At 60.8% G+C, this 17,056-nt stretch carries 15 protein-coding genes; 2 read left to right on the top strand and 13 right to left on the bottom strand.

Annotated elements, in window-relative coordinates; all coding sequences use genetic code 11:
* Positions 1–41: 41 nt before the first annotated feature.
* The 4 genes from pgm to D109_RS0127360 form a co-directional block, all read right to left on the bottom strand.
* Complete coding sequence (gene pgm / locus D109_RS0127375) at positions 42–1,685, bottom strand: phosphoglucomutase (alpha-D-glucose-1,6-bisphosphate-dependent) (RefSeq protein ID WP_017479705.1); 1,644 nt, start codon at positions 1,683–1,685, stop codon at positions 42–44.
* A gap of 100 nt (positions 1,686–1,785) precedes the next feature.
* Positions 1,786–3,198, bottom strand: a complete 1,413-nt coding sequence (locus D109_RS0127370) for a PLP-dependent aminotransferase family protein (RefSeq protein WP_017479704.1) — start codon at positions 3,196–3,198, stop codon at positions 1,786–1,788.
* Positions 3,199–3,222: 24 nt separating this feature from the next.
* On the bottom strand, positions 3,223–4,632 hold the full coding sequence (locus D109_RS0127365; protein WP_026078252.1) for a hypothetical protein: 1,410 nt from the start codon (positions 4,630–4,632) through the stop codon (positions 3,223–3,225).
* A 650-nt stretch (positions 4,633–5,282) separates the two neighbouring features.
* Positions 5,283–6,305 carry a zinc-dependent alcohol dehydrogenase family protein gene (locus tag D109_RS0127360; RefSeq protein ID WP_017479702.1) on the bottom strand — a complete coding sequence of 341 codons (1,023 nt, stop codon included), beginning with the start codon at positions 6,303–6,305 and terminating at the stop codon, positions 5,283–5,285.
* 248 nt (positions 6,306–6,553) lie between these two features.
* Between D109_RS0127360 and D109_RS0127355 the strand changes: the two genes are divergently transcribed.
* Positions 6,554–7,468, top strand: a complete 915-nt coding sequence (locus D109_RS0127355; RefSeq protein ID WP_003217142.1) for a LysR family transcriptional regulator — start codon at positions 6,554–6,556, stop codon at positions 7,466–7,468.
* Between the two features lie 8 nt (positions 7,469–7,476).
* Here D109_RS0127355 and D109_RS0127350 read toward each other — a convergent pair whose 3' ends face one another.
* Together D109_RS0127350 and D109_RS0127345 are read right to left on the bottom strand one after the other, a co-directional pair.
* Positions 7,477–8,310, bottom strand: a complete 834-nt coding sequence (locus D109_RS0127350; RefSeq protein ID WP_017479701.1) for an oxidoreductase — start codon at positions 8,308–8,310, stop codon at positions 7,477–7,479.
* Positions 8,311–8,401: 91 nt separating this feature from the next.
* Positions 8,402–9,325 (bottom strand): LysR family transcriptional regulator, encoded by a 924-nt coding sequence (locus D109_RS0127345; protein WP_017479700.1) that lies wholly within the window; start codon positions 9,323–9,325, stop codon positions 8,402–8,404.
* A 110-nt stretch (positions 9,326–9,435) separates the two neighbouring features.
* On the opposite strand from D109_RS0127345, the gene D109_RS0127340 reads away from it, so the two are divergent.
* Positions 9,436–9,654: a DUF2790 domain-containing protein gene (locus D109_RS0127340; protein WP_017479699.1), complete on the top strand. Its 219-nt coding sequence runs from the start codon at positions 9,436–9,438 to the stop codon at positions 9,652–9,654.
* Here D109_RS0127340 and D109_RS0127335 read toward each other — a convergent pair.
* The 7 genes from D109_RS0127335 to D109_RS0127305 form a co-directional block, all read right to left on the bottom strand.
* Complete coding sequence (locus D109_RS0127335) at positions 9,651–10,898, bottom strand: OprD family porin (RefSeq protein ID WP_017479698.1); 1,248 nt, start codon at positions 10,896–10,898, stop codon at positions 9,651–9,653. The genes D109_RS0127340 and D109_RS0127335 overlap by 4 nt on opposite strands.
* 30 nt (positions 10,899–10,928) lie before the next feature.
* Positions 10,929–12,263 carry an MFS transporter gene (locus D109_RS0127330; protein WP_017479697.1) on the bottom strand — a complete coding sequence of 445 codons (1,335 nt, stop codon included), beginning with the start codon at positions 12,261–12,263 and terminating at the stop codon, positions 10,929–10,931.
* A 55-nt stretch (positions 12,264–12,318) separates the two neighbouring features.
* Entirely contained in the window at positions 12,319–13,080 is a 762-nt protein-coding gene (locus D109_RS0127325; RefSeq protein ID WP_017479696.1) for a 1,6-dihydroxycyclohexa-2,4-diene-1-carboxylate dehydrogenase, read from the bottom strand.
* Positions 13,081–13,090: 10 nt separating this feature from the next.
* A complete protein-coding gene (benC, locus tag D109_RS0127320; protein WP_017479695.1) occupies positions 13,091–14,113 on the bottom strand; it encodes a benzoate 1,2-dioxygenase electron transfer component BenC in 1,023 nt (340 codons plus the stop codon).
* A 10-nt stretch (positions 14,114–14,123) separates the two neighbouring features.
* Positions 14,124–14,612, bottom strand: coding sequence for a benzoate 1,2-dioxygenase small subunit (gene benB / locus D109_RS0127315; RefSeq protein WP_017479694.1), 489 nt, complete (start codon positions 14,610–14,612; stop codon positions 14,124–14,126).
* Positions 14,609–15,985, bottom strand: a complete 1,377-nt coding sequence (locus D109_RS0127310; RefSeq protein WP_017479693.1) for a Rieske 2Fe-2S domain-containing protein — start codon at positions 15,983–15,985, stop codon at positions 14,609–14,611. Before D109_RS0127310 ends, benB begins: the two co-directional genes overlap by 4 nt.
* Before the next feature lie 85 nt (positions 15,986–16,070).
* Positions 16,071–17,030 (bottom strand): AraC family transcriptional regulator, encoded by a 960-nt coding sequence (locus D109_RS0127305; protein ID WP_017479692.1) that lies wholly within the window; start codon positions 17,028–17,030, stop codon positions 16,071–16,073.
* Between the last annotated feature and the right edge of the window lie 26 nt (positions 17,031–17,056).

Below are 17,056 nucleotides of genomic sequence, written 5' to 3'. Positions count from 1 at the left end.
AGCTCCCACAAAAGCCTGGCTACCACATTTTGGCCGTGGTGTTACTGGGAGATCGCCCCGTCCACCAACACCTGCGCCTCTTCCACCAGCTGCTTGAGGTGATCCTCACCGATAAAGCTCTCGGCGTAGATCTTGTAGATGTCCTCAGTACCCGATGGCCGTGCGGCAAACCAGCCGTTTTCAGTCATGACTTTCAGCCCGCCAATCGCCTGGTCGTTACCCGGCGCATGGCTGAGGATCTGCTGGATGCTTTCCCCCGCCAACTGCGTGGACGTCACCTGGTCCGGCGACAGCTTGCCCAGCAGGGCCTTCTGCGCCGGGGTGGCCTTGGCATCCACACGAATGGCGAACGGTTCGCCCAGCGCATCAGTCAACCCACGGTAGATCTGGCTCGGGTCCTGGCCTTTGCGCGCCGTCATTTCGGCAGCCAGCAGCGCCGGGATCAAACCGTCCTTGTCGGTGCTCCAGACGCTGCCGTCCTTGCGCAGGAACGACGCACCGGCGCTTTCTTCGCCACCGAAACCCAGTGAACCCTCGAACAGCCCGTCTGCAAACCATTTGAAGCCTACCGGCACTTCGTACAGGCGACGGCCGATGCGCTTGGCAACCCGGTCGATCAGGCCACTGCTGACCACGGTCTTGCCCACGGCTGCATCTGCACGCCAATCAGGACGGTTCTGGAACAGGTAGTCGATGGACACGGCAAGGTAGTTGTTCGGGGCCAGCAAACCACCGGATGGCGTCACGATGCCATGGCGGTCGTGGTCCGGGTCGCAGGCGAAGGCCACGTCGAAGCGGTCTTTGAGGCCAATCAAGCCTTGCATGGCGTAGCTGGAGGACGGGTCCATGCGAATCTGACCGTCCCAGTCGACGCTCATGAAGCGGAACGTGGCGTCGACTTCGGTGTTCACCACATCCAGGTTCAGGCGATGGTGCTCGGCAATGGCCGACCAGTAGCGCACCCCTGCTCCGCCCAGCGGATCAACGCCCAGGCGCAGGCCTGAACTGCGGATCGCATCAAAGTCGATGACGTTGACCAGGTCGGCCACGTAGGTGTTGAGGTAGTCGTGACGATGGGTCGTGTCGGCCTTCAGGGCCTGGGCATGGGTGATGCGCTTGACCCCGGCCAGCTTATTGGCCAGCAGTTCATTGGCCTTGGCTTCGATCCACTTGGTGATGTGGGTATCGGCCGGGCCGCCATTCGGCGGGTTGTATTTGTAGCCGCCGCTTTGTGGCGGGTTGTGGGACGGCGTGATCACGATGCCGTCGGCCAGGCCACTGGTGCGGCCGCGGTTGTAGCAAATAATGGCGTGGGAAATCGCCGGTGTCGGGGTGTACTCGTCGCCTTCGGCCAGCATCACGTGCACGCCATTGGCCGCCAGCACTTCCAGGGCGCTGGCGCCGGCAGGCGTCGACAGGGCGTGGGTGTCCAGGCCGACAAACAGCGGGCCGTTGATGCCTTGGGCTTCACGGTAAAGGCAAATGGCCTGGCTGATGGCAAGCACGTGCCATTCGTTGAAGCTCAGGTCGAACGAGCTGCCGCGGTGCCCGGAGGTACCAAAGGCCACGCGCTGGGTGGAGATCGCTGCATCAGGCTGGCCGGTGTAATAGGCCGTTACCAGTCGCGGGATGTCTACCAGCAATTGAGCTGGTGCCGGCTTGCCCGCAAAAGGACTGAGAGTCATGCATAAACCTCTGAAAGAGAAGGATTCGGAAAAAGAGTGCAGTTTACTGAGAGTTGGACTGCTCCGCGACGTTATAAATCCTACAACAATCAGTGAAATTTCATTCGAAGCCGGTCTGTGCCTGCCTCAACGCCTGGGCCAACTCATCCAGGGCGTTTTCCAGGTGATGCGCCCCGTCAAAGGTGTGGCTCAGTCGCAGGTGCTGGCGGTGCAGGCCGCTGATGCTGAACAGCTCTCCCGGCGCGATCACCACCTGCCGGGTGAGCAGGCGCTGGAACACCTGGCGCATGTCCACCACCGCCGTTGAACGCAACCAGAAGGTGGCGCCAGCGGCAGGCATCCGGTAGCTCACCTGCTCCCCCAGATGCTCATCCAGGCGCTGGCTCATCAGCTGGGCCTGCTCGTTGAGTTTCGGTCGCAACTCCCGCAGATGCTGGTCGATCCGCCCGCTGAGATAGAGCCGCGCAATCGCCCGCTGGCGGATGGAGGACAGACGGAATTCACGCAGCAGGAACTGGCGTTGCAACTCGCCGCTCAAGTGGCGGGACAACAAATAGCCAAACGGCGCTTCGGGCCCGAGCATTTTTTCGAAGGTGGAAAACACCATCAGCCGCTCAGGGTTGGCCAGGTCACGCAAGGCGGTGGTGGGCTGCTCAAAGCCCAACTCACCATGGATGTCATTTTCTAACAACCAGCAGCCATGCTGGTTCAGCAACCGGACCAACTGCAGGCGGTCATGGGTGGACAGGGCGATGCCGGACGGCAGGCTGACGCCCGAAGAGAGCAGCGCCAGTTGAACCGACTCATTGCCGAGCAATTGCTCGAGCAGTTCCTGGTCCAGGCCGCCGTCCGCCGTGAAAGGCAGTTCCAGGACCTTCACCCCCGCGCCCTGCAACAACCGCAGGATCAACCAGTCACAGGGCGATTCCACGATGATCGCCGCGCCCTTGAGCCCCAGCACCTCAATCAGGATTTCCAGGACCCCGCGCAGATCGGCACCGATGTACACCTCATCCGCCTGCCAGCAGCGGGTGGGCGACGAGGTATAACGCGCGGCCAGCGCGGCACGCAGCTCCCAGACGCCGCACGGCTGCGACCATGGCTGCAGATGACGCGGGTAGTGACGCAACAGTTCGCGCTCCAGCAGCAACAGTGCACCGTCCAAAGACGCCCCAAGTGCCGGTTCATCGGCGCTGAGCACCCGCATTCCCGGGCGCCGTGCACCGGCGTAGAGGCGCTCTAGCAGATCACCACCGCTGCTGCCTGGCGGCTTATTCAATACCGGCCACGCGTAGTAGCCCGACTTGGCCACCGAATAAACCCGGCCTTCCTTCTCCAGCAGCGAGTAAGCGTATTGAATGGTCGAGATCGACACGTTCAGGCGCTCCGATAATTGCCGCAATGATGGCAACTTTACCCGGGCATCGGTACCGACCTCGTTGATGAGGTTGATCATGTAGCGATACACCGCCTGGTAGGCGAAGTCGGTTTGCCTGTCGTCCCTGAGGTTCATCGCTGCTCACCCGCCGTCACCCCTTTAACGCCCGGTTGCCATGGCAGGCGCGCCTTGCTGCGGGGCAGAGGCCGCGCACGGAATCGCCGTGGCCGGCCGTTTGCGATAGAGGTGCTGCAGCAGGTGGATCGGTAGCCCGCTGATGTCGACAGCCCATTGCACCAGCATCTCGGCCACCGGTTTGCCTTGCAGCGCCTTGTGCAGCTCGGGAAGTGCCACCAGCATGCCGGGGTGGCACTGGCGCAAAAAGCTCTCGAGGCGCTCGCCGTGACGGATAAACGGCGAAAACATCAGGCAGCTCAGTTGGCTTTCATCCAGCCCGAACAGCGCCTGGGCGTAGCCGGCGGACAAGGCGCGGCCTTCCGGGGTGGCAGCCTGGGCAATCATAGGTTCGGGAATCTGCTTGCGGCGCATGAACAGCAAGGCCTGCTGCACAAAGCCCAAGGCGCCCTCCTCGTAGTCCAGTTCCCGCAGGCACTCGGCCTGCAAGCCTCGCAGATGGGCCATCAGCATTGGGTTCGCGTAGGTCGCGTGGCTGAAATGAAAGCCAAACTCGTCGGGCTTATAGTCCAGAAACTGCCGTAACAGCGCGCAGGTCGGGTACTCAGCCGCCGCCATCAGGTCCGCCATGCAGATATAGGCGATGTGGCGGTAGTTGTCCTTTTCAGACGTATCGACGGCATCGTAGTGCTCACCGTAGACGTCACAGTAATAAGCGTGACTCCACTCATCCATGCGCGCAAACAGCCCGCTGAGCATCAGGTGCTGGCGGGCCGGGATCTCTACTCCGGCCGCCAGCGCGGCCTTTTTCAACCACGCAAGGTACTCGCGTTGCTTGCGCGCGGAATCACCGCTGACCAACGCATGCACGCCGCCATTCCACGTGGTCACGCGCTGGTAAAAATCGCCAAGGGCCAGATAGGCGTCGTTGCACAGGGTCTGGCGAAGGTCGCCCGAAGTCAGGTGCCCCACCATCAGCATGTTGCGCCGGCTGGTGTCACGCGCAGTGCCGGAGGCCGGCCGCAGGTGATTGAACGGCAACACTTCCTGGTTTTCCACCATCAGCAGTTCGACACGCGGATCGTCATGCATAAACAGCGCGCTGTAGCCGCGATGCAACGTGTCCAGCGCCGATTGCGTCATGCCGGCATGGCGCAAGGTGGCGACGCGCAATTGAAAGGTCCGCGGCGCCCGGCCCGCAAGTGTCAGTTGTGCCGCCCGCAGCAAGGTCAAGGCGTAGCTGGTGCCAGCGCCCGTTCCATGAGCCAGCAGCACCTTGTATTCACCGATCCGCTCCATGCCACCTGCCGCCACCACGATGCGCTGAATCAATAATTGGAGGGAGGTGCGTTCTGTTCGTGAGAAATGCCCTACCAAGCGTTGCAATACTTGTTGATAGACATAGTTCATGGCTTGCTCGTGAATAGCGCTCATAGTTCTACTACCTGAGTTGAAATATCAGTTTCGGGCAACCGTTAACGGTGTTTGCCTGACCTGTTGTTTCTGTAGGGGCGTTACAATATGTGACTTCAATGAAGATTAGCACCGGACCATGCCTGCAAACGCGCGCTTCAGGGCTTCCAGCCCAGTACAAGCGCCACACTTCGGGGGTCATAGCTCAAACGGGCTATCTTAGGAAGATTCTGACAACTTCCTACTCGCTCCTAACTTACAAATTAAAGAATCATCCGACATGTCCAACTTTAATATAAGTTTTTCGCCTGGCCGGGCATATAGCGCATTATTGGATTTAACGAACACACGGGTTAATTTCAGATATTCAATCATTGCTCAATCCTTGAGATGAAAGTGACCGCGCAATTATCAGCACTTGCGACGTGATTAACAGATACAGAACGACCGCTAAAACCAGTTCAGATGGGAGCACCCGTGGGGTGTCGAATGTCCAGACACGACAACGCCGCGCTGGCATTCAGGGCGGCGTCAGGGGTCAGGCAGGTGATTTATCGGGTTGAAACGTTGAAGTCCCGATTCAAACGGTGAGCAGGTTAAGCCCTGTCAAATGGCGCATTTGCCCCATGCGCCCGGGGGCAGGAATACTCGCTTGAGAATATTCCCACAGATCAAACAGCTTCTACCTGCAAGGCCACACGTTCACGGCATGGGCATTCGTCCATATAACGGTGTGCTTCAACGAACTGGCTGAAGGGAAATACTGTGGTCTTCAGCGGTATCAGCACCTTGTCGGCCGTCAATTGGTTGATGTCACGCAGGGCACGCTGCAAGGCCACCTGGTCCTGGATGATGCCCAGTTCCGGTTTGCCGGTGAAGTTGCCGATGCAGTGCACAAAGAACTGGATGTTCTTCTGGAACGCCGCGCAGGCCGGGAATGGCGTCTGGTTACCACCTTGCAGGCCGTACAACACCAGGCTGCCACGGGGCGCCAGCACATCACCCAGCAACGACATCTGCGGGCCACCCAAGCCATCGAACACCACGTCTACGCCGCGGTTGTCGGTGAACTTGTTGACTTGCATCAGCAGGTCCTGTTCTTCGGTAACGATGACCTTTTCCGCCCCGAGGGACAGCAGGTACTCGCGCTCATCACTGGTCTTGGTGGCGGCAATCACCCGCACACCCAGAGCTTTACCCAGTTGCACAAACGATGGGCCGGCACAGTGACTGGCGTCCGTCACCAGGGCGAACTGCCCGGGTTTGACCCGCGCCAGGTCCATGTACGCAAAGTAGGCAATCAGCAGCGGCGTGTAGTGCACGCTGGCTTCGATCGGGCTCAGGACATCCGGGTAACGGGTCAAGGCCGAACGGGGCAGGACGATCTGTTCACCGTATACCGGGTAATCATTCGGGCTCTCGGCCGGGAAGCTGGCGACCTTGTCACCCACCGCCAGGTCGTCGACACCCTCGCCAACGGCCACCACCACGCCGGCCATTTCATGGCCCAGGCCGGATGGCAGACGGGCATGGGACGACGCCAGGTTCTGGCGCCAGAGAATGTCGTACCAGCTGATGCCAATCGCCTCGACGCGCACCTGCACTTCGCCCGGTGCGGGCTTAGCGGCTGCATGCTCTTCGCATTTGAGCACCTCGGCCGGACCAAACTTGTGAAAACGGATCGTGCGGGACATCGCAAACCTCGTCAAAGTAACCTCTATTGCCATGAACTCTATCTGGGCTTTCGGAGCAAGGCCACCGGTCGCCGTTAATAGTCGACATGCCTGTCATTGATTCCGCACATACGGAAAACGCACCAAGCCATGTAGGAAAACTGAATTAGCCGGTGCAGAGTACCAGCCTTTCCCCGTAAGATTCATGCCGGTCATTGTTCTTATATGACCGCTCCCGTCAAGTTTACTGACGCCGCCTGGGACACAAGATGAACCGTAACGACCTCCGTCGTGTCGACCTCAACCTGTTGATCGTATTCGAAACCTTGATGCATGAGCGCAGTGTGACCCGCGCTGCCGAGAAATTGTTCCTTGGCCAGCCGGCCATCAGCGCGGCGTTGTCACGCCTGCGCGGCCTGTTCGACGACCCATTGTTCGTGCGTACCGGGCGCAGCATGGAGCCCTCGGCCCGTGCAGTAGAAATCTTCGCCCTGCTCTCCCCTGCCCTGGACTCGATTTCCACCGCCGTCAGCCGCGCCTCCGAATTCGACCCGGCCACCAGCACCGCCGTATTCCGCATCGGCCTGTCGGACGACGTCGAATTCGCCCTACTACCGCTGCTGCTCAAGCGCCTGCGGGCCGAAGCCCCAGGCATCGTGCTGGTAGTACGCCGCGTCAACTACATCCTGATGCCCGGCCTGCTGGCCTCCGGGGAAATCTCGATTGGCGTGAGCTACACCACCGATTTGCCGGCCAACGCCAAGCGCAAGGTCCTGCGCCGCAGCAAGCCAATGCTCCTGCGGGCCGACAGCATGCCGGGTTCCATGAGCCTGGATGACTTCTGTGCGCGGCCCCATGCCCTGGTGTCATTTGCCGGGGATTTGAGCGGGTTTCTCGATGAAGAACTGGAGAAACTGGGCCGCAAGCGCCATGTGGTGCTCGCGGTGCCGCAGTTCAATGGGCTGGGGACGTTGCTGGCGGGTACCGATATTGTCGCGACCGTGCCGGATTATGCCGCTGAAGCGTTGACTTCAGCGGGTGGCTTGCGGGCTGAAGAGCCGCCATTGCCGGTGCGTACCTTTGAGTTGCACATGGCGTGGCGTGGGTCACAGGATAATGACCCGGGGGAACGGTGGTTGCGGTCGCGGATTCAGATGTTTTTTGGGGATCCTGACAGCCTCTGATTCACTGTTTAACCATCCGTAGAACGTGTCACAGCCTCCCACTGATCAATATCCCGCAGGGATTGCAGCAGTTTTTCCCGCACATAACCCAGCGCATCACTGCCCAACAGCAAATGCGCCGGTGGGTGGTCGCTGGCAATCAGCGTCAACATCGCCTGCGCGGCTTTTTGTGGGTCACCCAATTGGTGGCCGCTTTTCTCTTCCCGTGCCTGGCGCACTGGATCAAAGCTCTCATCGTAGTCGGCAATACTGCGGGGCGTGCGCTGCATCGAGCGGCCGGCCCAGTCGGTGCGAAACGAACCCGGAGCCACGGCCGTGACAAAGATGTTGAATGGCTTGAGTTCTTTGCTCAGGGTATCGGAGATGCCTTCCAGCGCGAATTTGCTCCCGCAGTAGTAGGCGATGCCCGGCATGGTGATCGTGCCGCCCATGGAGGTGATGTTGATGATGTGCCCACGGCGGCGCTGGCGGAAGTACGGCACGAAGGCCTTGGTCACCGCAACGGCGCCGAACACATTGACGTCGAACTGGCGGCGCATGTCCTCCAGGGGCGACTCTTCGAAAATCCCCTCATGACCGTAACCCGCATTGTTCACCAGGACGTCCACCGGGCCGAAGCGGGTCTCCACCTCGGCGACGACGTTGTCGATCCGCTCAAAATCCGTGACGTCCAGGATCACCCCATGGGCGCGTTCCGCCGACAACACTTCGAACGCCTGCAGGGCCGTCTCATTGCGTACGGTCCCGATGACTCGGTGGCCGGCAGCCAATGCCTCTGCTGCCAGCGCTTTGCCAAAGCCGCTGCTGATGCCGGTGATGAACAGTGTTTTTTGAGTACTCATGAAAAATGGCCCTTGGTGGATGTACTCCCATGGTAGTCAGGTAATCACTGTCGACCTATGCCGGTAAATCTATGAGGTTTGCCTATTCCTATCAGCGTCGGGGGGTCTCAATCACGTTCACCTGCCCTGCCAGCAACACCGGCAATTGCGCCTGCAAAAACGCTACCCATGTGCGCACCTTGGCATCCAGAAAACGCCTCGACGGGTACACCGCGAAAATACTGCGCTCTCGAAGCCTATACTCGGGTAACAGCCGCACCAGCGAACCATCGCGTAGCGCCGTGCTTGCACTGAAAAACGGCAACAGACTGATGCCCATTCCTTCCTGCGTTGCCTTGACCATCGCATCCGCGACATTGGTCCTGAAGGTATCACCCGGCGCAATCGCAATCTCGCCCTCTTCCCCCTTGAACAGCCACGCATCCTCCTGGAAATCCTGAAGATGCAAACGTCGATGCTGCATCAACTTCCGCGGATGCTCGGGCACGCCGTACCTGGCCAAATATCCCGGTGCCGCACAGGGCACACTGAATAACTGCCCGATCGTCTGGCTCACCAGCGCTGAATCCGGCAATGAATGGGCGATAGAGATCACTACGTCGTGGCCCTCTTCAAGCGGGTCCGGGTTGTGCTGGGACAGGGTCAACTCGATGGACACGTCCGGGTACTGCTCGCTGTAGCGGGCAATCAATGGTGTGATCAGCACGCCAAGCCCGCTCATGCAATGCAACCGCAAACGCCCACGCGGCTTGAGGTGGGCGCCGCTGGCTTCGGCGGTGGCGTCCCTCACGTCCTCAAGAATGTCGCGACAGCGCAACAGGAAACGCTCGCCCGAATCAGTAAGGCTCAGGCGCCGAGTGGTGCGCTGCAAAAGTCGGGTCTCAAGGTGTTTTTCCAGTTCGGCGATCAACCGCGACACGTGTGCGCCGGACATCTCCAAGGCCTCAGCCGCCGCAGCAAAGCTGCCTGTGTCGACAACTCGGGCGAACACCTGCATGCCATTGAGCAGATCCATCAGCGTTGCCCCTCGATTGCTACCTGATACGTACGAGTCATTCACCTGTTCCTGTCTTTATCCCGCTGCGGCAATCACTAAAATGAACCCTACTCACAGAGGGACTCATCATGAATATCAAATGGCTCGGCCTGATCCTGCTCATCACCGCTACCGGCACCCTGGCGGCCGGTAGCGCTGGAGCACCGGACATCCAGCACATCGTTTCAATCACACCCGTGCCCGGCAGTTGCCAGGTAGAACCGGCGACGATGGTTTACCTCGACAGGCAGGGCGTCAGCCACACCCTCAACTACCAGGTCATGGGCACGTGCCAGGGCGGGGTTTAAAGCAGCTTCCAGGTGTAACTGAGGATCAGCCGGTTCTCGTCGATGTCGCTGCGGTAGTTTGAACGGGCCATGACGTTACGCACTCGGATGCCCAGGCCGCTCAATGTGCCGCTTTGCACCACATAGCCGATATCCAGGTCGCGCTCGCGGTCCTTGCCTTCGTAGCCGGCGCCGGTGGTCACGTTGTTACCGGTGATATAGCGCACGGTGGTGGTCAGCCCCGGAATGCCCAGCGCCGCGAAGTCGTAGTCGTACCGCGCTTGCCAGGAGCGTTCGTCGGTGTAGGCGAACTCGTAGGTGGGCACCTCGTTGCCCAGTGGCGAGATGTTCGCGAATACCCGGGGGAAGGCACTGTCGCCGTACATGGCTTGATAACCGACGTAGAAGATATGGCCGCCATGCTTGGCCGACAGCAGCGAAAAAAACGCCTGGTTGTCGATCTTGCCGAGCAATTTTTCGCCATCTTCCCGGGCATCGTAGTAGCCGAGGTTGGCGCCGAGCACCCAGTCGCCCATCGGCTGGCTGTGCTTGAGACCGACAAAGTCCTGGCGGTAGATGTCCTTGAGTTGGCCATGCCAGTAGCTGACGCTGGTGCGGTTGGTGTTGAAGGCGTAGTCGCCGCCGACGTAGTTGAACCCATCACTTTCTGCGCTGCGTTGCGGCACATGGCCGAGCATAGCGATCATCTTCTCGTCGCCGGCTTCGTTGCGCAGGCGGGTGGTGGTCAAGTGCCCGGCCTGTAGCGTCAGGCCCGCGATTTCGCCGGAGCTGACACTCACGCCCTGATAGCTCGGCGGCAGCAGGCGGATATCGCTGAAGGCCAGCACCGGCAAGTTGGGTTGCAGTTCGCCGACCTTCAATTCGGTTTTGGATAACCTGGCCTTGAAGGTCAGGCCCAAACGGCTGTAATTGTCCGGGGCGCTGCCATCGCCCTTGACCGGGAGCAAACCGGTATTGGTCCGGTCCGGGCTGCTGTCGAGTTTGAGACCCAGGGTGCCCAGTGCATCCAAACCGAAACCGATCGGCCCCGGGGTATAGCCGGATTTATAGGTCAGGATAAAGCCCTGGCCCCACTCCTGCGCCTTTGACTGTCTGTTGGCGCCCACGATGTCCGAAAAGTCGCGGCTGAAGTAATAGTTGCGGGCCTGCAAGGTGGCCGTGGAGTCCTCGATAAAACCGCCCTCAGCCGCCGTCGCCGCAAGGGGCATGCCCAACAGGGACAGCCAGATACGTTGTGTCTTCATGTCGTTGCTCTTAGTTATTGTTATCGACAGTTATTGCGCCGGGGCGGTGATCTCGTCGTGCCGGCCTTGACGCTCATTCAGGGCATACCCCGTCATCGCCAGCACAGCGATAGCCCCGGGAATGGCAAAGGCCATGAAGTTCAGGTGCAGGGGCAACTCGATGCCCATGAGTGCGCCGCCCAGCAGCGGGCCTACGATGGCGCCTGTGCGGCCGATACCGGAAGCCCAGCCAAGGCCAGTGGCTCGAATGTTCAGGCCATAGAGTTGTGCGGCACCGGCGTACAGCAGGATCTGTGTGCCGATGGTGGTGGCGCCTGCAAAAAAGATCAGCAGGTACAGGACCGGCATCGGGCTATTGATCCCCAGCAGGCTGATGGACATCAGCGCGGCGATGAAGAAGCCGATCACCACCTTCACCAGGTTAAGCCGGTCACACAGCCAACCGCCGACGAGCGCGCCGGCAATGCCACCAAAATTCAAGGCCAACAGGAAGGACAGGCTCGATCCCAGGCTGTAACCGGCGCCCGCCATCAGCTTGGGCAGCCAGGAACTCAAGGCGTAAACCATCAACAGACAGCAGAAAAACGCGACCCAGATCGCTGCCGTCCTCAAGGCCAGGCCATGGCGGAACAACTCCAGCACGGAGGCACCTTTGCCTTTTCCGGTGCTGATGTGCAGCTCATCTTCCGGGTTGATCGAGGTGTGCGGTGACAGGCGTTTGAGCAGCGCACGCGCCTGTTCCTGTCGGCCCTGACGGATAAGGAACCCGATGGATTCCGGCAGCCAATACACAATCAACGGCATCAGCAGCAACGGGATGGCCGCCGCGAAGAACATGGACGACCAGCCAAAACGCGGCAACATGAAAATCCCGACCCCGGCCGAAAGCATGCCGCCCAGCGAATAACCGCCGAACATCACTGCCATCAGGATGCTGCGCATTTTCTTCGGCGCGTATTCAGTAATCAGTGCAGCAGCGTTGGGCATCAACCCGCCACAGCCGAGCCCGGCAATAAACCGGCAGATGCCGAACTCCGTCGGGTTGCTGGCAAAGCCGTTCACCACGGTGGCGACGCTGAATAACGCAAAGCAGATGGCGATGCCTTTCCTGCGACCGAACTTGTCGGCCAGGCTGCCGAAGACCAGCGCGCCGAACATCATGCCGAACAGCGCATAACTGCCCAGGGCGCCGGCCTGCAAAGGCGATAGCCCCCATTCCTGCATGATCGACGGCAAGACTACGCCGTAGATGAACAAGTCATACCCGTCAAAGATCAACAGTACGGCACACAGGCTGACTACCAGCCAGTGGAACCGGTTGAACCGGGCGTTATCGATAATCGAATTAACGTCATGAGTACGCATGGCAATGCTCTCTTTATTGTTGTTGTGAGTCAGCGTCCGCAGGTACAGCGATGGGTCAGCCGAGGTCGCCGCCTCCTACCGGCAAGGTGACACCCGTGATGTAGGAGGCCTCATCGGAGGCGAGAAACAGAATCGCGCCGGCTTGTTCGTCGATGCTGCCGTAGCGCTTCATCAGGCTGCTGTCGAGGGTCTGGTCGACGATCTGTTGGTACCAGACCCGCTCCTGGTCGCTCTGAGACTGGCTGTTGCGCGGGATCCGGCGCGGTGGCGCCTCGGTGCCGCCCGGTGCGGTGGCGTTGACCCGAATGCCGCTGCCCGCAGTCTCCAGGGCCAGGCATGCGGTCAGGGCATTGACGCCGCCCTTGGCCGCGCCGTACGGCACGCGGTTCACCCCACGGGTGGCGACGGACGAAACGTTGACGATGGCACCACTGCCCTGCTCCAGCATGTAGGGCAACACGCAATGGCAGCACCACAACGTGGGGAACAGCGAACGACGCACTTCAGCCTCGATTTCGTTCTCGGCGTAATGTTCGAAGGGCTTGGCCCAGATGGTCCCGCCGACGTTGTTGACCAGAATGTCGATACGCCCGAATCGCGCCTTGGCGGCGGCCATCACACGCGCGCATTCGGCGTGCTGCTCCAGGTCGGCAGTGAGGAGCAGCGCCCACTCATGCTGCAACTCATGCACCAGCTCCGAGCGGTCGACCGCCACCAGCCAGGCGCCCTCTTCCAGCAAACGCTCGGCAACACGCCGGCCAATGCCTTGGGCGGCGCCGGTGACCAACGCGACCTTGTTGTTGAAACGTGGGTTCATGGTGCTTTCCTCAGGCAGCGTCGCCGGTGACGATGGCGTTGGGCGTGAACTTCTCGTAATGGAAGCTGGCGGGCGTTACCCCCTGGTTCTTGAAGTGCTGGCGTACTGCGTCGACCATCGGTGGCGGCCCGCACAGGTACACATCCACGTCGCCGTCGTTCAGTACGTCGGCGGCCATGTGTTGGGTGACATAGCCCTGCTGCGGGTGCGCAGTCTGTGGGTCCGCTACGCAGGTGACATAACTGAAGTTGGGCAGGCGCTTGGCGAAGGCGTCCAGCACCTCGACCATCACCAGGTCCTGGTCCCGCGTCACGCCGTAGATCAGCGTGACGGGCCGGGTTTCCTCACGTTCGGCCAGCACCTCGAGCATCGACAGGAATGGCGCCAACCCCGTGCCGCCCGCCAGCAACAGCAATGGCCGCGCCACTTCACGCAGGTAGAAACTGCCCAGCGGCCCGGTCATCGGCACCGCGTCACCGGGTTGGGCGCGCTCCAGCCAGCCACTCATCAACCCGCCGGGCACATGCTTGATCAGGAAGCTGGCGCGCTTGTCGCCGGGCTTGCTGCTGAAGGAATACGCGCGGGTCTGCCCGCTGTCGGGCACGCCGATATTCACGTATTGGCCCGGCAGGAATACCGGTGCCTGGTCCAGCTCGAAACTCACCTCCAGGGCGGCATCGGCATGCCGGGTAATGCTCGCTACTGTCGCGGCAAACTGCGCGGTGCCGGTCTTGCACGCACCGGACGGCACCGGCACGGCAATCACGCAGTCGGATTGCGGCACCATCTGGCAGGTCAACACCTGGCGCTCGCTGGCTTCATCCTCGCTCAGAGCGTCTTCGATGTAGTCGTCGCCCAACTCATAGGTGCCGGTTTCACAGCGGCATTTGCAGGTGCCGCACACGCCGTCCGAGCAGTCCATGGGCAGGTTGATACGTTGGCGAAAGGCCGCGTCGAGGACCTTTTCACCCACCTTGCAGTCGATGAAACGGGTCACCCCGTCCTCGAAATTCAGGGCAATGGAGTACGTCATGGGCGTGTCCTCAGATGTGGTAGATATCGATGACCTGATGGATGTAGTCGTTTTTCAGCACCACCTTCTTGCGCGTGATCAGCGGCTGTTCGGCGCGGATGTCCAGGCGATAGAACGAGGTGCCGAAGTACGTATCCGTGGTCTTGTAGCGATGGCTGAGGGTTTGCCAGTTGAAACGCAACTCCACGTGCTGACCGTCGTCGGCCAGCACTTCGAGGTTGGTGATCAGGTGCGCGGTGCGCGGCTCCGGGGTGCTGGCGCTGGAGCGTTCGGTCTTGATCCGGAACACCCGGTCTTCCAGGCCGTCGCGGCTGGGGTAATAGATCAGCGAGATTTCGCTCTGGGGGTCTTCGGTCAGCGTATCGTGGTCATCCCAGGCCGGCATCCAGTACTCGACCTTGGGTGAATAGCATTCGAGCCATTCGTCCCATTGACGGTCATCCAGCAGGCGGGCTTCGCGGTATAGAAAGTCCAGCAGGCGGTCACGGGAACTGCTCATGACAGCACCTCCTTGTCTGTGGCGATCAATCCTTGCTGTTCGCGCTCGATCGCCCGTTGCAGGCTCTGGGCCCAATGGGCGTGCTGACGCACGAACAGGCCTTCGTCTTCAGTTTTCACGCCGCTGAGTTGCGGATTCATGCCCATGGCCCGTGCGTTGTCGTCGGCGCCTTCCACCCATTGTTTCGCGCCGCGGCTGAGGTCATTCCACAAGGTGGTCGCGCCTTGGTAGCCGGTCTGGCAGGCGCGAAATTCTTCGAGGTCGTCCGGCGTACCCATGCCGCTGACGTTGAAGAAATCTTCGTACTGGCGAATACGCGTGGTGCGCTCCTCGGCACTTTCGCCCTTGGGCGCCATGCAGTAGATCGTGACCTCGGTCTTGTCGACGGCAATCGGGCGCACCACGCGGATCTGCGTGGAGAACTGGTCCATCAGGTACACATTCGGATAGAGGCACAGGTTGCGGGTTTGATCGACGATAAAGTCCGCACGCTCCTGGCCCAGGCGCTCGGCCAGCGCTTCGCGGTGTGCGTGCACCGGACGCACTTCGGGATTGAGCAGGCGCGTCCACAGCAGGATATGCCCGTGCTCGAAGGCGTAGACGCCGCCCAGGCTTTTCGACCAGCCATTGGCGTCGACAGTGCGCGTGCCTTCGGCTTCGTAATTGCGCCGGCCCATGGTCGCCGAGTAATTCCAGTGCACGGAACTGACGTGATAACCGTCGGCGCCGTTCTCGATCTGCAGCTTCCAGTTGCCGTCATACACATACGACGAACTGCCCCGCAGCACTTCCAGGCCCAGGGGTGCCTGGTCCACCATCTGGTCGATGATCACCCGGGTTTCCCCCAGGTAGTCGCTGAGTTCCGGCACCGTCTCGCTGAGGCTGCCGAACAAGAAACCGCGATAGTTTTCGAAGCGTCCAAGGCGCTTGAGGTCGTGGGAGCCGTCACAGTCGAAGCTCTCGGGATAGGCGCCGGTCTTGGCGTCCTTCACTTTGAGCAGCTTGCCGGCGTTGCTGAAGGTCCAGCCGTGGAACGGGCAGGTAAACGAGCCTTTGTTGCCTTGTTTACGGCGGCAGAGCATGGCGCCGCGGTGGGCACAGGCGTTGACCAGGCCGTGTAGCGTGCCTTGTTTGTCACGGGTGATGACCACGGGTTGGCGACCGATCCAGGTGGTGAAGTAGTCATTGATCTCGGGCACCTGGCTTTCGTGTGCCAGGTAGACCCAACCGCCTTCGAAAATGTGTTTCATCTCCAGGGCAAACAGGTCGGGGTCGGTGAAGATGTCGCGGCGGCAGCGGAACACCCCGGTGGCGGGATCTTCCTGGACGGAGTCGCGCAATTGTCGGGCGAGTCGGTCGAATGTGCTGATCATGGGGTAGGCCTTCGGTTGTTCTTGTATCAGGCCCTCCCACCCTATTTGCTTGCCCGACCTATCAATATCCGCTGACTGCAATTCGCTATCCGCCTGGCGCAAGCCGGCGCTTCCAGGTCTGCGAGGGCAACTCGCCGAAGCGTTTGCGATAGGCCTCGGAGAAGCGTCCCAGGTGCACGAACCCGTGATCCAGCGCCACCTCGGTGACGCTGCGCGCCGTGGCCCGTTGCAGCATGGCGTGCACCCGCTCCAGCTTGCGCTGGCGCATGTAGTCCCGAGGTGACAGGCCGACCTGGCGTTCAAACAAGGTATACAGCGACCGTTCGCTGACCCTGGCGATGGCCATCAGTTGCTCGACGCTGATGTCGTCCGTCAGGTGCTCCTCGATAAACTGGCGCACCGCTTCAAAGCCGCCACCTTGATCGGGCCGCGGGACCACCCGCAGGACGTTACTGGCCAGCAGCGCCAATAACTTATTGGCCACGATGCGCTCGTACAGGCCCTGCACTTCGGGTTCGGCGGCGTTTTCGGCCTCGTGGCAGATCAAGCCCAGCAGTTGCAGGAACCCGCCCATTTCAGTGAGTGCATGGCGCGGTGCGGCGAAACGGATGCCCGGCTGCGGCAACGTCCAGTGCTGTTCAAGGCAGGCGTTTTCCAGCAGGCGCACCGGCACTTTGACGATGAATTTCTCGCAGTCGGCGGAATAGGTCAGGTCTACCGGCTCATCCGGATTGATCAGCAGCACCTCCCCCGGGCCCAGCACCTGCTCTTCGCCACGGGAATTCGAGCGGCAGTGGCCGTGCAGCAGGATTTGCAGGTGGTAGATGGTTTCCAACGCCACCGACGTCACCCGCACCGGCGCACCGTAGCTGATGCGGCACAGGTCGAGGCTGGAGAAGGTTCGGTGACTGATGCTCGCCTGCGGGCGGCCCTTGGGTGGCAGGCGGATGCAGTGGCTGCCTACGTGCTGGTTGACGTAGTCGGACACGGCATAGGCATCTGCACGATCAAAAATCTGGCTGCGCTCACTCAATAGCACGGTCATGGTTGCGCCTTTTATTGTTATGGGCC

Source organism: Pseudomonas sp. PAMC 26793 (assembly GCF_000313235.1).
In the GTDB taxonomy this organism is placed as follows: Bacteria; Pseudomonadota; Gammaproteobacteria; order Pseudomonadales; family Pseudomonadaceae; genus Aquipseudomonas; species Aquipseudomonas yamanorum.
Note: the sequence above shows the minus strand (reverse complement) of the source record. Positions and strands in the feature narration are given on the sequence as shown.

Bases quoted from the DNA above. Each gene is read 5' to 3' on its own strand.
- D109_RS0127350 (WP_017479701.1), bottom strand. From the start codon at position 8,310: ATGAGTACTCAAAAAACACTGTTCATCACCGGCATCAGCAGCGGCTTT.
- D109_RS0127360 (WP_017479702.1), bottom strand. From the start codon at position 6,305: ATGTCCCGCACGATCCGTTTTCACAAGTTTGGTCCGGCCGAGGTGCTC.
- D109_RS0127305 (WP_017479692.1), bottom strand. From the start codon at position 17,030: ATGACCGTGCTATTGAGTGAGCGCAGCCAGATTTTTGATCGTGCAGAT.
- D109_RS0127335 (WP_017479698.1), bottom strand. From the start codon at position 10,898: ATGAAGACACAACGTATCTGGCTGTCCCTGTTGGGCATGCCCCTTGCG.
- benB (WP_017479694.1), bottom strand. From the start codon at position 14,612: ATGAGCAGTTCCCGTGACCGCCTGCTGGACTTTCTATACCGCGAAGCC.
- D109_RS0127310 (WP_017479693.1), bottom strand. From the start codon at position 15,985: ATGATCAGCACATTCGACCGACTCGCCCGACAATTGCGCGACTCCGTC.
- D109_RS0127340 (WP_017479699.1), top strand. From the start codon at position 9,436: ATGAATATCAAATGGCTCGGCCTGATCCTGCTCATCACCGCTACCGGC.
- benC (WP_017479695.1), bottom strand. From the start codon at position 14,113: ATGACGTACTCCATTGCCCTGAATTTCGAGGACGGGGTGACCCGTTTC.
- D109_RS0127345 (WP_017479700.1), bottom strand. From the start codon at position 9,325: ATGGATCTGCTCAATGGCATGCAGGTGTTCGCCCGAGTTGTCGACACA.
- D109_RS0127370 (WP_017479704.1), bottom strand. From the start codon at position 3,198: ATGAACCTCAGGGACGACAGGCAAACCGACTTCGCCTACCAGGCGGTG.
- D109_RS0127355 (WP_003217142.1), top strand. From the start codon at position 6,554: ATGAACCGTAACGACCTCCGTCGTGTCGACCTCAACCTGTTGATCGTA.
- pgm (WP_017479705.1), bottom strand. From the start codon at position 1,685: ATGACTCTCAGTCCTTTTGCGGGCAAGCCGGCACCAGCTCAATTGCTG.
- D109_RS0127365 (WP_026078252.1), bottom strand. From the start codon at position 4,632: ATGAGCGCTATTCACGAGCAAGCCATGAACTATGTCTATCAACAAGTA.
- D109_RS0127325 (WP_017479696.1), bottom strand. From the start codon at position 13,080: ATGAACCCACGTTTCAACAACAAGGTCGCGTTGGTCACCGGCGCCGCC.
- D109_RS0127330 (WP_017479697.1), bottom strand. From the start codon at position 12,263: ATGCGTACTCATGACGTTAATTCGATTATCGATAACGCCCGGTTCAAC.